We start from the raw sequence: 13623 nt of genomic DNA on the forward strand, positions 1-13623 counted from the left end.
GTCAGGACCTGACCTAGGGGATTGGCGTGGAGCAGGACGGTTGCTGGCTGATGCTCAGGGTGCAGACGAAGTATTCGGCGATCTGGACGAATCGTTCATGCCTCCAGAGGCTGTGGGGAGGTTTCAATGGTTTTCACCTGGGAACGCCACCATAAGAAATCATCAGATGCAGAGGGCTACGCCTTTATTTACACTGCCGGTCGGTAACCCTCAATCACCCAGAATCCAGATCTACAGAACCGATAATGGAATATACGTTCGCTGTGCTCTCCAAGCATTTTTTTCATGATGATGAAGATATTTTGCTCGCCCCACTGGCAAATCTTTCAGATGCCGATGCAAAAAAACTTATAGAGGACCTGGTCAGGCAAGGTCCCGGGCTCGAGAACCAATGTCTAGGCATCCTGAGCTATCTAAGGCCGGAGTTGCATTGTCTGATTGATATCTGGACCGGGGGAAACTACGGGGATATTCGTGAGGGACAAGATAATGATACGCTGGACCAAAGAAATCAAAAGATAGTCAGTGATTTTTTTACGCATTGGGATCTTCTACCTCTGCCAGATCGGGATTTCATCCATTATTCCCACGGAGATGTCTGGAATGGTCTCGAAGTCGGCGACAGCATTGAGCTAACGAGTTTCATGAGCTGTGCCCCTCATGACTGGCGACATGATAGCAATGGACCAGCTCGGCTCCGATTCCGACCATCTTCACGAGCGCGGTATCTTGGAGCACTCACCAGGGTGCCGGGAGAGCGGGAGGTACTGATTCGGCCAAATTCCGAATTCGTAGTGGACGCCATCCATCAAGAGATACTCTATTTACTCGAAGTCTGACTTACCTCTCCAAGGGGCAGCGCATGGTAGTTCGCGTTTTCCGAAGCGATAGGCACTCATGACGTCGAACCGCTCTATGTAGGTGTTTGGCTGTTCTATGAATCGGGAGGTATGGCAGTTACCTGCCACCCCTGTGACCTCTCATAATGTATTAGGTACATAGTGAAAGGGATAAAGTGTAAAAGCTCCTGAGGCGTCCAAAGCCACACTGAGACATCTGGCCCACAAGTGGAAAGCCCACTTGCCAATGCGAGTGAAGCGCAGTATGAAGCAAAAGGGGCGCTGCAAAAACGCCCCTTTCGAATATCACTATGTGATCCGTTTTATCGCTTTTTCGATGCGCTGACGGCCAGCATGGGCGAGCTTACCGATCCCAGCCTCCTTAGCCACCGCATAAACTAGTCCCTCTCCAACGTGTCCATGCTTAGACATTTCGTCTACCAGAGCGCGCAATTCGGGTAAGCAAATTTCAGCGAGTGGCCGAGTTGAATCATCATCACCTGGTCTACGGAAAACGACGTTCGCATCCGATTCGAGATGTGCGGGCCAGAAGAAGGTTCCGGACTGCTCCTCTTCATGGGAGCGGAATCGTGCCCGCGCAATTTGATCGACACGATCGCGAATACGTGAGCCGGTTCTGACCCAGCCATGAGCACGTGCGATACGCCGTGCAAGCACCGTATCGAGCACAGGCCCCTCTCCTGCCACCACGTGGGCAATCATCTGCTCTAAAGTAACCGTGTAGTTCGCTTCGAAGAATCGGTCTGGGTCAATTCCTTCCACAGCCTCCGTAGGGTCTGTTTCCTTGTAAACCAGGTACTCAACTGGCACATAGGGAACCACGGCCTCGTCTAGTACTTGAACCGCAGCAGCTCTGGCGTATTTCAACTCAGGCAATGCGCCGGACGAATCATTGGCTTCGGCAACAGAGGTTGAAGCTACAACAGCAACATGATCCATCACTTCAATTACTTCAGTCATCGCGGCATCGACTTTCAGGCGCTCCGCCTCATGCGCAGCATCGATGACGGCTTGCTTGGCTCGGGACTCAGCAAGCAGTTCACTCAAGCGCTGATGAACCTTTTCCGCGGTCCCTACAGCGTCAACCCACCAGTCGGTCGACCAGATCCGCACGATTTCCCAGCCAAGTCCCCGTAGTACAAATTCCCGCAGCTTGTCGCGATCACGCGCAGTCGCACTGCGGTGGTAGGTAGCACCATCGCATTCGACGCCGGCGAGGAAGCGCCCTGGAGCGTCGGGGTGCACGACACCGAGGTCGACTCGGAAGGAGGACACACCAATCTGAGTGTGAACCTGCCAGCCCTTCTTGGCCAAGGCAGTAGCGACCGCCTCTTCGAATGGACTGTCAAATCCACCCACGCTTCCAAAGTTCGCCTCTGCCAAAGCCCGTGGGCCCCGCTCGGCAAACTCGAGGAAGTGCTTCAGGTCACGTACCCCGAGCGATTGCGTTCGGGCAAGGTCAATGTGCTCTGGGCGCAAAGTCGAAAACAACACCAACTCCTGGCGGGCACGCGTGATGGCAACGTTGAGCCGGCGCTCGCCACCCGGACGGTTCATCGGGCCAAAGTTCATCGACATCACGCCGGCAGCATCTTTCCCGTAGGTAGTCGAGAAGTAGATAATGTCTCGCTCATCACCCTGAACACTTTCCAAGTTCTTCACGAACACAGGCTCAAGCTCTGACTCAGCGAAATACGAGTCGAGCGACGGATCTTTCCGGCATGCCTCATCCAGCAAGTCCATAATGAGTTTCTGCTGCTCACCGTTGAACGTGACGACACCCACGGTGCGACGGCTCTCACGGAAGGCCGGCGACTGAAGACGGGCGACAAGGTCAGCGACCATGGCTCTTGCTTCAATAAGGTTGGTACGTGAACCGCCCTTGTCGTAGACGCCTGCCACAGGGCACAACCGAACGGCTTTGTCAGCCGTGAACGGCGATGGGAAGGTCACCAGTTTCGAGCCGTAGTAACGCTGGTTTGAGAAGGCAATCAAGCTCTCATGGCGGCTACGGTAGTGCCAGTTCAGGTTGCGCATCGGCAGGTTCGCGCTAATGCATTCATCCAGGATGCTCTCAAGATCGGCTTCGACATCCTCATCATCAGCTGTAGACTCGGCACGGTCGAAGAACGAGGTCGGCGGGAGCTGTTTCGGGTCGCCCACCATCACAACCTGCCTTCCTCGCGCCATCGCACCAATCGCATCCCAGACCGGAATCTGAGAGGCCTCGTCGAAAATGACCAGGTCGAATGGAGTCGAAGCCGGCGGCAGGTACTGAGCGATGGATAGCGGGCTCATCAGCAAGCAAGGCGTCAGCTTCGTCAGCGCTTCTGGTGCTCGCGTCATCAGATCCCTGAGTGGGATGTGCTTGGTCTTCTTCCCCATCTCATGGCGCAACAAGCCCCACTCAGAAGAGCGACTCACGCTGTCCTGACTTGGCAGGTCGGCACACAGCCGAGCACGGAGCCAATCCTTCGTCAGCTCGGTAAATTTGTCATCCAGTGCGCGGAAGTCGCGAATGCGCTGTTCGTGCTCGACACTGACGAACTTCCGAATGACCTCCTCGTTGTCTACGGTGGTATTCAGCCACCAGCGCGCGTAATTCACTTCGAGGACGCGGCGGACTTTTCCGGAGGTGATCGCCCCGCTTTCCATGGCCTGGACAATCGGTGCGAGGCCAACAGCGAAGGCCTCATCGCGAACCTTTCTCCAGGCACACCACGCCTTGAGTCGTGCCTCAGAAGAAATCACGGTCTCACAATTTTTCTTGAGGTCATTCAGCGATAGGTGAGCGGTATCATCAGTGCCGGATTCAGTGAAGTGTCCGATCGATGTCAGATGCGATGAACGCTCCCGCAGCAGCCCAAGCTTTTCACGCAGGGCAACGCCAGCAAGTGCTATCGCTCCTTCCGGTTCCAGCAACGCGTTGCCATCGCCCAGGAGTGTTTGCAGAGGAGCTTTGTAGGCCGCAATCTGCTCCGGGTTCAGGGCGAGCTTTGCAACAGCGGTCGCTACCTGCCCTTGGAACTCCACAGCCTGACGCGCGTTTTCAAGCTTGGTCTTCAGGTCACTCCAGATAGGTACCAACTCTCGCAGGTCAGCCAGGTCGGAAAGATCACGCTCAACCGCTGCCCGCTGCTTTAACAGATCGAAGTCACCCTTGAGGAGCGACCCACAGCGGCCCTCTTGCACTTCGGGGTGATCATCAACGAGGCGACCGCGTTCTTCGATATCCCGGCGCTCGGCCTGGAAGCGCATCGCCGCGCTGAGGTGATCGATGTTAGTGTCCCTGCCGCACCAAAGCTGCTGAGTGCTCGTGCCAAGGTCGGACAAGGTCGACATTTCGGCATCAAGGCGAGTCAGCGTGCGAAGCCGCCGGAGGTCTTCCTTCAATGCGTCACCCAGCTGGCCCTGTTCGACCAACTGGAACCCCTCATCGATCCAGTCCGAGTCAGTTTGTTGAAGCCGAATGGCCTCTTGAAGCTTGATCGACGTCGATATCTGATCAACGTCAGATTTCGAACCTTGCCAAACGGCAACGCACTCAAGCCCGGGATCGAGCTCATCTATAGCGCGGCGCACGGTGCGGATCTCTGCCCAGGTGGCCAGATCTTTACCGTGATCGGCTTCGCCTGCAGCGGTTTGAGACGGAGCTAATAGACCTGCGATTCGGCGCTTTCCGAACCAGGACTTTGGCCAGAACGCTTCCTCGGCTTCCTTCCACTCACGCAGCAACAGATCGATGTCGAGCGACTCAATCGTATCCCCATAGTTGGCACTGAGCTGCTGCTTGTACTCTGCTATTTGGCCAAGTAATGCTACCGCCTGCGCAAGCACATCGATGACACGCTCCGGCCATGCCGGGCTGAGCTCACCGAAGGTGGTACGACGCTCCCGCAGTAGTTCAATACCCTGCTTCGCGTCGGCCACAACGCGCGAAGGCCAGAGCGGCGAAAGCTTTGAGTTGAGCTCTCGGTGCTGTTCAATCCATGCACAACCTTCACTCAGCCGTTGGGAAATGGAGCGGGCATCAGGCCGCAACGTGAATCGCCAATCTTGTCCTGCTGCTGCGGGGAGTGCCTGGGAAAGGACTGATAGCCCCTCAAGTGCAGTCGGGCTGTATTCCGAAGCTGGGAGTCCAGCCAGTTCAACGAATCTATCAGCCGCCCGCTGGACATCCAGCACCGCAGGCAACACATCTCGAGCGGCCTGCACGAACTGTTGTTGCCAATGGGGTGACCACTCTGCCTGGCCTACAGCGGACAACGCATTGCCAGCAAGCTGACTATAATCAACCGCTTGCGCGTTAACTTCGAGGCGATCACCCAACTCTCGAAGCCCTAGCATGGCTTTCTGGTCGTGCGTGTCTGGTGAAGCCCAGCCAACAGGCGCGACAGCTTCATCACCACCAGAAGTGACTGTGCCGATCGCATCGTAGATGGTGTAACCGTTCCGATGGCGCCGGTGCAGGCGCTCGACGTAGATGTTCAGGCTATCGCGCAGCGTAGCAAGGCGCTGCGCCTCAATCTCCCAAGCCGCGGAATCCACTTGCCCCTTGGCTTCCCAAGCTGATTGCAGCTGGGCAAGGACGTCGGTCTTTCGAGCCTTGCTCGAGTGCAACTCAAGGCAGAACTCACCCAGCCCAATCTCACGTAGGCGACGGTACACAACATCCAGCGCCGCTATCTTCTCCGAGACAAACAGGACCCGACGCCCTTGGGCAATAGACTGAGCGATCATGTTGGAGATCGTCTGGCTCTTGCCGGTACCGGGCGGGCCGATGAGTACGAAATCTTTGCCCTTGGCGGCCGCCATCACTGCCGCAAGCTGAGACGAATCAGAAGGCAACGGACAGAAAACATCGGTCGGGCCGTAATCACGATCCAGCGACTGCGCCAGTGGGAACGGTGTATCCGAAACGAACGAGTCGCGCGGTGTATCCAGAAGGTGCTGAACCACTGGGCTCTGCCGCAGGTGCTCGGCGTTCTCGGCTAGATCCTTCCACATGAGGTACTTGGCAAATGAGAACATAGACAGCACAACGTCTTCGCTCAGTTCCCAGCCTGGAATGTCCTTGATGGCATGACCAACTTTGTTCCAGATGCCGGCGATATCCAGACCTGAATCGTCCCGAGGCAGCTCGTGCTCCAGCGAACCCAAGCCCAGTTCGAAATCCTGCCGAAGCATCTCAATCAGCGTCGGGTTGAAGCGCGGCTCATCGTCGTGGAGCACCATGGTGAATCCGGAGCGAGCGCTCTTGCGTTCCAGCGTGACCGGAACCAGGACGAGGGGCGCTTTGTACTTCTGCCCTGCTCTATCCTCTCGCGTCCAGCTCAAGAAACCAATGGCCAAGAACAGAGTATTGGAACCACCTTCTTGAAGGGCTGTGCGAGCACCTCGGTACAATTCAGTGAGTCGAGCGTCCATCTCGTTGGATGTTAGCGCGACGAAGACTTCTCTTCGCTTGAGCGCATCCTCGGCATGGCGGCGGCGAACATCCTCTCGCTCACGCTGTTCATAGAGCGCGCGTTCCCGCGGGTCGGCCCCATCCATGAGATCAGGCCGTGTCAGCAGCTTCAGCGACTGCCCGCTTGCCAGAAGATCCTCGAGCGCGCCCGGGTCGGGCGACTCAAGCTTCAACGCCCGCTTGCCCATCTTGAAGTTGAGCAAATTGTTTCTAAGAGAAAGGTCCAGTAATTTGCGCTGCCAACGGCCTAGACGATCAGCAGGGTCAAGCTTGGAAAGATCCTCGACAACAACTTCATGCACTTCATCTGGAATGTCTGCTCCATCTTCAACCAGCAGCGGTGGTGCATCATCTGGTACCTCCGAAGCGACTCGCGGTATCTGGGTCTCGGAACTCGCTAGTGGCTTGATACGCTGCAGGCGTGCACGGCGAATGTCGAGCAGTATCTCAAAGTCGCTGTCCGCGTCTTCGGCAATTTGCTTTGCGCCCCGCTCGACGGCGTAGGAGAAGGCCGGAGCAATGTTCTGTGTAACCAGTGTGGTCTCGAAAAGCACCAGCTCACGCAGTTTCACCCGTTTGCGCACTGCGGTCACATCATCCACAAGCGCTGTCGTAAACTCTTCTGGCTTCATCCACAGGCCCACAAAGGCATGCCCTCGGGTGAAGACGATCACGGGGTTCAGGCCAATTTGCTCAAGAGCCGCACAGAAAAGCAGGGTAAGATCCATACAGGTCGCCAAACCTGTGTCGGCGATCTGGCTTGGGCTGCGCACCTTTTGCCCTGTCTGCTCGAAGCTCGCCGGCGGCAAAGCGTAATCAAGCTTCATCCGTGCCACGGCGCCCCAGACCGCTGACGCCAGTTGCCAGGCACGCTTCGCGCCGCCCTCGTAGCCATCGAGCGCCGAAGATTTCTCGCTGAGTCGTAGCAATTCAGCCGTCTGCTTCAACAACCGGTCAACAGCTGGATCATTGGGCTGTACGAATGCGGCTGTCATGTCAGGGATATGATGAAGCCCTCCCCACTGGTTGCGTGGCAGAAGGTCAACAATCTGCTCCAAACGAGCGACTTCCTTCCGACCACTCTCGGACGCTTTGTCATCGGCCTCAAGCACGAAGGTGAAAGTAGATAACTCTGCCTCTGTGAGGCGATTAAGCAAGGGGCCGTCTAAGACAAGGTCTAGCCCCGGAATGACTCGGAAACTGTCCGCTGTTATTTCGTCTATCCGCCAGATTTTGGATTTAAAGACCTCGGGCTCTGACGACAGCGTGAGCGTCGCATTGACGAAGCGATCATCGGTCTCGTTCGAGATTCGAAGTTCTCGAATCACCGGGATGGCGTTCTGGAAATCCGCAAGGTTCAGCTTGGCAACCAAAGTGGCGAGGATCTTCACCTCTTTTGGCGGAATATCTTCTAGTGGCGTGAGTGACTGAACGATCTCGTCCATGCACAACCTTCCTTGTCGTTATACCCAAGGGAGTGCCGGATGTGGCCGGCCAAGGGGCTCCTCTTGAGCTGATGGCGGGATGATAGCGCTTCCAAGTTCAGGAGTAATGATCCTTTGGTCGTTGAACACCATGCAAAAATTGTTGGGGTTATCTGCATTCCTTGAACACCTGAGAGAAATCTGCAGATGCCGAGAAAAGACTCCCTTCGTTGACCCACACGCAAAACTCCTTGTCCCAGCCACCCCTTTTTCCCACCCCCGCCTCCCCCCAAAATCCGCCCCTGACATCCCTCCCCCGTTCAGGAGCCCACACATTGCGCTACTTCAAACCCCTGCTACTCACCCTGGCCCTGGCCACCACCGCCCAATCCACCCTGGCCGCCAACTGGCAATCCTCGCCCTACGGCGCAAACGACGAAATCGGCGCCGCCAATCTCCTAACGCCCGAAGTGGTCAAGCAAGCCATCACCCTGGTCAAGACCGGCAAGACCTACCCCCTCGCCGTCCCCGTCAGCAAGGACCTGCCCGCCTTCCGCCACCGCAGCTTCCACCTCTACAACATCCAGCCCGGCGAACAGGCCGGCCAGACCCTGGGCAAGAACAAGTTCAGCTTCAACGATGAGCTGGTCAACGGCTGGACCGGCGTCGGCACCCAGCTCAACGGCATCGGCCATATCGGCATCGACAACGTCTACTACAACGGCAACAAGGCCGCCGACTTCGTCACCGTCGAAGGCGTGACCAAGCTCGGCGTGGAAAAAGTACCGCCCATGGTCACCCGTGGCGTGGTGCTGGACATGACCACCTACTACGGCAAGGCCATCGTGCCGGGCGGGACGTCGTTCACCGTCAACGACATCAAGGCGGTGCTGAAGCAGCAAGGCATCACCCTGCGCAAGGGCGACGTGGTGCTGTTCAACACCGGCTGGCTGGAGCTGATCGGCAAGGACAACCAGCAGTTCCTCGCCACCGAGCCGGGCATCGACCTGCCGGCGGCCGAGTGGCTGGCCGACCAGGGCATCGTCGCCTTCGGCGGTGACACCTGGGCTTCGGAGGTCTACCCCAACCCCACGGGTGAAGAGTTCCCGGTCAACCAGTACATGCTGGCCAAGCGCGGCATCTACAACCTGGAGCTGATCGACACCCGCGCCCTGGTGCGCGACAAGGCCTTCGAGTTCCTGTTCGTGCTGGGCCAGCCGCTGTACAAGGGCTCGACCCAGGTCAACATCAACCCGGTGGCCATCCACTGATCATCAGGCCTTGAGTACCCGGCCCGCTGCTTGTAGCGGGCATTTGCGTTGATGGAGGCTAGCCAACGGAGGGCTGCGCTAGTACAACTCAGGGCTGTCCCCTGGAGGTCTCATGCAGGATCTACGTCAGTTGCGCTACTTCGTCGCCGTCGCCGAATGCGAAAACGTCGGCCGCGCGGCGGAACAGCTTCATATCTCTCAATCCCCTTTGAGCCGGCAGATCGCCCAGCTCGAGGACCATCTCGGCCTGGCCTTGTTCGAGCGGCGCAACCAGCGCCTGTTCCTCACCGCCGACGGTCGCACCTTCCTGTCCGAGGCCCGTGGCCTGCTCAAGCACGCCGAGCGCCTGGAGTCGCTGGGCAAGCGCCTGGGCCGTGGCGAGGAAGGCGGGCTGTGCATCGGCTACGTCAACCATGCCATCCATGCCGGCGTGCTGCCCGGCGCGGTGCGGGCCATACGCAGCGAACGGCCGAACATCCATATCGCCCTGTACAACATGACCCCGAGCGAGCAGTTCGAGGGCCTGCGCCAGCGCAGCCTGGACATCGCCCTGGTCTGCGAGCCGCCACCGGCCAACGACCCCGACCTGCGGGCGCATCCGGTGCTGGACGACCCGATGCTGCTGGCCATCCCCGCCGAGCACCCGTTGGCCGCCAAGGCCGACCTCAGCCCCGCCGACCTGCATGAGCAGGAATGGATCATCACCGGCGGGCAGCCCGACCAGCTCAACAAGCGCGACGATTTCATCGCCCGCTGCGCCGACGCGGGCTTCACCCCGCGCCTGTCGCTGGAGGCCACCGACCCGCTGAGCGTTCTCGGCCTGGTGTCCGCAGGGCTCGGCCTGGCCATGGTGCAGGGCAGCCTGCGCGCCAGCGCAGGCCCCACGGTGGTGCTGCGCAAGCTAGAGTGGTTCAGCCCCTGCGTGCAATTGTGGGCGGCCTGGCACCAGGTCGACCTGCGGCCGATCGTGGGGGTATTTCGCGAGCGCGTGCTGGCCTTGGCCGATCAGACTTCGTAGGTCTTAATTCAGTCGAATCTAGTCTTTTACAGTCTTATCGTGCGTCACTAGCATGGCTCCCATCGATGCAACTCATCCACAGGAGCCATTCCATGAACATCGACCTCGGCGGACGTACCGCCATCATCAGCGGCTCGACCGGCGGTATCGGCCTGGCCATCGCGCGCGGCCTGGCCCGCGCCCATGCCGACGTGGTCATCGCCGGCCGCAGCCAGAAGTCGGTCGACGCCGCCCTGGCCGAACTGCGCGCCCAGGGTGGCCGTGGCCAGGTGCACGGAGTGATCGCCGACCTGGGCACAGCCGAAGGCGCCCAGGCACTGATCGCCGCTCACCCGGGCGCCGACATCCTGGTCAACAACCTGGGCATCTACGATGACGTCGACTTCTTCGACGTCGACGACAGCGAGTGGAGCCGCTTCTACGACACCAACGTGCTGTCCGGCGTGCGCCTGGCGCGTCACTACGCACCGGGCATGGTCGACAAAGGCTGGGGGCGGATTTTGTTCATTTCCTCGGAGTCCGGCATCGCCATCCCGGCCGACATGATCAACTACGGCGTGACCAAGGCGGCCAACCTCGCCGTTTCCCATGGCCTGGCCAAACGCCTGGCCGGCACCGGGGTCACCGTCAACGCGGTGCTGCCCGGCCCGACCCTGACCGATGGCGTCGCCAACCTGGTGGCCGACGCGGCCAAGGCTTCCGGGCGCAGCATTCGCGAAGAGGCCGACCACTTCGTGCGCAGCGCCCGCCCGAGCTCGATCATCCAGCGCGCCGCCGACGTCGACGAAGTCGCACACCTGGTGGTGTACCTCGCCTCCCCTTATTCCTCCGCCACCACCGGCGCGGCCCTGCGGGTCGACGGCGGTGTGGTCGACAGCCTCGCTATCTGAATTCAACTCTGGAGATTTTCCCATGGCCAACGCCCAAGCAACCCTGAACACACCACACAGCCCCGAGCAGGTCTGGGCCCTGATTGGCGGCTTCGACAGCCTGCCCGACTGGCTGCCGTTCATCCCTGAAAGCCTGTCCAGCGAAGGCGGCCGCGTGCGCTCGCTGAAAGACCCGGACGGCAACAGCATCATCGAACGCCTGATGGCTTTCGATGAGCAGCAACGCAGCTACAGCTACACGATCCTGACCAGCCCGTTCCCGGTGACCGGCTACCTGTCGACCCTGCGGGTCATGGCCGATGGCCAGGGCAGCCGGGTGGAGTGGTTCGGCGAATTCACCCCGGTTGGCGTCAGCAACGAGGAAGCCACGGCGTTGTTCACCGGCATCTATGAAGGCGGCTTGCAGGCCCTGGCCAAGAGCCTGGGGTGATGTAACCCCCGAGATGCACAGCTGGGCCGCCTTCGAGCGGCCCTTTTGCATTGCTGATCCCAACTCAATACACCTTTGCCCCACCCCCGCTGTATCCCCGCCCCTCGGCTCGCTACCCTGCCCCGTTTCTGCCCCTACGAGAACCTCTCATGTCCATCACGCATCGCGCCTGGGGTTGGACCCCGGGCGCAGGCCTGGACGGCCTGCAACTCATCGATAAACCCTTGCCTGAAGTCGGCCCCGGCCAAGTGCTGGTGGCCAACCGCGCCATCGCCTTGAACCCGGTGGACTGGAAGATCTGCGAATGGGGCCACGCCGACTGGCATCCAGGCACCGTGCCCGGCGTCGATGGCGCGGGTAGCGTGGTCGCCGTCGGTGCCGGCGTCGACCTGGCGCTGGGTTCGCGCGTCGCCTACCACCAGTCGCTGTCCCGCGATGGCAGCTTCGCCGAGCACTGCCTGCTGGATGCGAACCTGGTCATGCACATTCCCGACAACCTTGACATCGCCGCGGCCGCCGCCGTCCCCTGCCCCGCGCTCACGGCCTGGCAGGCCCTGGCCAAGGTCGCCGACGGTGCATCGCGTGATGTGCTGGTGGTCGGCGCGGGCGGCGCGGTGGGCTTCTATCTCGTCCAGCTGGCACTGCAGCGCGGCCTGCGCGTGTGGGCCACGGCGGGCCGGCAGCACCATGATCGGCTCAGGCAACTGGGCGTGGCCGGGATGTTCGACTACCGTGCCGGCGACTGGCAGGCCGATGTGCAGACGGCCCTCGGCGAGCGTCCGCTGCATGCCCTGTTCGACACGGTCAGCGGCAGCCATGCTGCGAGCCTGGCCTATCTGCTGGGTTACAACGGCCATCTGGTGTGCATTCAGGACCGCCAGGAAAGCGCCCCGCTGCCCGCCTTCGGCACGGCGATCTCGCTGCACGAGGTCGCGCTCAACAGTGTCCATGCCCATGGCCGGCTGCTCGATCGGCAAGCGTTGAAGGTCGAAGGGGAGCGTTTGTTGCGTATGGTCGCTGATGGTCGCCTGCTGGCACCGAAGCGCCTGGACTTTCGCTTCGAGGCGCTGCCGCAGGCGTTGCGCCAACTCAAGGAAGGCAGCGCGTCGGGCAAATGGGTGACGCGCTTGGCGTAATCCGGCTGCACAAATGAAAACGCCGCGCTAAGCGCGGCGTTGATTCCAACAGGGCTGCACTGCAGCCCTGCCCTGTTCAAGCTCAGGCTGCCGGAACCGGCGCCAGTGCGTTGATCAGGCCTTGTTGACGCAGGTCGTTCCAGAACGCCGCCGGAATGACCGCGCTCAGGGCCGCATGGTCTTCATTGGCGTGCGCCACACGGGTGGAGCCCGGGATCGCCGCGACCACCGCTGGGTGGGCCAGGGCGAACTGCAGGGCGGCGGCCTTGACGTCGACACCGTGGGCACGGGCCACTGTACGGATACGCTCGAGCTTGGCCAGCACCGACGGGGTCGCCTTCTGGTACTCGAAGTGCTCGCCACCGGCAGTCACGCCGGAGCTGTAGGGGCCACCGACGACGATACCGACACCCTGCTCCGCCGCCTGTGGCATGACACGCTGTAGCGCGCGGTCGTGATCGAGCAGCGAGTAGCGCCCGGCGAGCAGGAAGCCATCGGGTTGCGGCTCATCCAGGTCGAGGGTCAGCTCGATCGGCTCGACCCGGTTCACCCCCAGGCCCCAGGCCTTGATCACGCCCTCTTCACGCAGGCGGGTGAGGACGCGGAAGGCGCCCTTGCGCGCGGTCTCGAAGCGCTCCAGCCACTCGTCGCCGTAGAAGTCCTGGGCGATGTCGTGGATCCAGACGATGTCCAGGCGGTCGGTCTGCAGCCGACGCAGGCTGTCTTCGATGGAACGCAGGGTGGCCTCGGCGCTGTAGTCGTTGACGATGCGATTGCGGTTGCCGTGCTCGAACAGCCCGCTCTTCTCGCCCAATTCCCGGCTGGTGGGGTCTTCCAGTTCATCAAGGATGATCCGGCCGACTTTGCTGCTGAGCACGTATTCGTCACGAGGCCGACCGGCCAGGGCATTGCCCAGGCGCGATTCGGACAGCCCGGCACCGTAGAACGGCGCGCTGTCGAAGTAGCGCACACCGTTGTCCCAGGCGGCGTCGACGGTGGCCTGGACCTCGGCCTCGGGTACGTTGCGGAACATGTTGCCCAGTGGCGCGGTGCCGAAGCCCAGGGGGTTGGCGATAAGGGATTTGAGGCTCATGGGTGTACTTCCTGATAAGGGGAGTTGCTGTGTG

At 60.4% G+C, this 13623-nt stretch carries 8 protein-coding genes; 6 read left to right on the forward strand and 2 right to left on the reverse strand.

Annotated features, from left to right (window positions below; translation table 11 throughout):
• Nucleotides 1-245 precede the first annotated feature (245 nt).
• Nucleotides 246-839, forward strand: a complete 594-nt coding sequence (locus ABZO33_RS20885) for a hypothetical protein (RefSeq protein WP_414537563.1) — start codon at nucleotides 246-248, stop codon at nucleotides 837-839.
• 309 nt (nucleotides 840-1148) lie between these two features.
• Here ABZO33_RS20885 and ABZO33_RS20890 read toward each other — a convergent pair whose 3' ends face one another.
• Entirely contained in the window at nucleotides 1149-7772 is a 6624-nt protein-coding gene (locus ABZO33_RS20890) for a DUF3320 domain-containing protein (RefSeq protein WP_414537564.1), read from the reverse strand.
• A gap of 314 nt (nucleotides 7773-8086) precedes the next feature.
• On the opposite strand from ABZO33_RS20890, the gene ABZO33_RS20895 reads away from it, so the two are divergent.
• From ABZO33_RS20895 to ABZO33_RS20915, 5 genes are all read left to right on the forward strand, one after another.
• Nucleotides 8087-9022 carry a cyclase family protein gene (locus ABZO33_RS20895; RefSeq protein WP_414537565.1) on the forward strand — a complete coding sequence of 312 codons (936 nt, stop codon included), beginning with the start codon at nucleotides 8087-8089 and terminating at the stop codon, nucleotides 9020-9022.
• Between the two features lie 112 nt (nucleotides 9023-9134).
• On the forward strand, nucleotides 9135-10040 hold the full coding sequence (locus ABZO33_RS20900; protein WP_414537566.1) for a LysR family transcriptional regulator: 906 nt from the start codon (nucleotides 9135-9137) through the stop codon (nucleotides 10038-10040).
• A 92-nt stretch (nucleotides 10041-10132) separates the two neighbouring features.
• Entirely contained in the window at nucleotides 10133-10930 is a 798-nt protein-coding gene (locus ABZO33_RS20905; protein ID WP_414537567.1) for an SDR family NAD(P)-dependent oxidoreductase, read from the forward strand.
• A gap of 22 nt (nucleotides 10931-10952) precedes the next feature.
• Nucleotides 10953-11360 (forward strand): SRPBCC family protein, encoded by a 408-nt coding sequence (locus ABZO33_RS20910; protein WP_414537568.1) that lies wholly within the window; start codon nucleotides 10953-10955, stop codon nucleotides 11358-11360.
• 149 nt (nucleotides 11361-11509) lie between these two features.
• Nucleotides 11510-12496 carry a zinc-binding dehydrogenase gene (locus ABZO33_RS20915; protein WP_414537569.1) on the forward strand — a complete coding sequence of 329 codons (987 nt, stop codon included), beginning with the start codon at nucleotides 11510-11512 and terminating at the stop codon, nucleotides 12494-12496.
• Nucleotides 12497-12578: 82 nt separating this feature from the next.
• On the opposite strand, the gene ABZO33_RS20920 is transcribed toward ABZO33_RS20915, so the two are convergent.
• A complete protein-coding gene (locus ABZO33_RS20920; RefSeq protein WP_414537570.1) occupies nucleotides 12579-13589 on the reverse strand; it encodes an aldo/keto reductase in 1011 nt (336 codons plus the stop codon).
• Nucleotides 13590-13623: the final 34 nt, after the last annotated feature.

The sequence above is a fragment of the Pseudomonas sp. CAM1A genome (genome assembly GCF_047501685.1).
In the GTDB taxonomy this organism is placed as follows: domain Bacteria; phylum Pseudomonadota; class Gammaproteobacteria; order Pseudomonadales; family Pseudomonadaceae; genus Aquipseudomonas.

Excerpts from the sequence above, each read along its gene's own strand:
- ABZO33_RS20885 (WP_414537563.1), top strand. The coding sequence starts at position 246 with ATGGAATATACGTTCGCTGTGCTCTCCAAGCATTTTTTTCATGATGAT.
- ABZO33_RS20890 (WP_414537564.1), bottom strand. The coding sequence starts at position 7,772 with ATGGACGAGATCGTTCAGTCACTCACGCCACTAGAAGATATTCCGCCA.
- ABZO33_RS20900 (WP_414537566.1), top strand. The coding sequence starts at position 9,135 with ATGCAGGATCTACGTCAGTTGCGCTACTTCGTCGCCGTCGCCGAATGC.
- ABZO33_RS20905 (WP_414537567.1), top strand. The coding sequence starts at position 10,133 with ATGAACATCGACCTCGGCGGACGTACCGCCATCATCAGCGGCTCGACC.
- ABZO33_RS20910 (WP_414537568.1), top strand. The coding sequence starts at position 10,953 with ATGGCCAACGCCCAAGCAACCCTGAACACACCACACAGCCCCGAGCAG.
- ABZO33_RS20915 (WP_414537569.1), top strand. The coding sequence starts at position 11,510 with ATGTCCATCACGCATCGCGCCTGGGGTTGGACCCCGGGCGCAGGCCTG.
- ABZO33_RS20920 (WP_414537570.1), bottom strand. The coding sequence starts at position 13,589 with ATGAGCCTCAAATCCCTTATCGCCAACCCCCTGGGCTTCGGCACCGCG.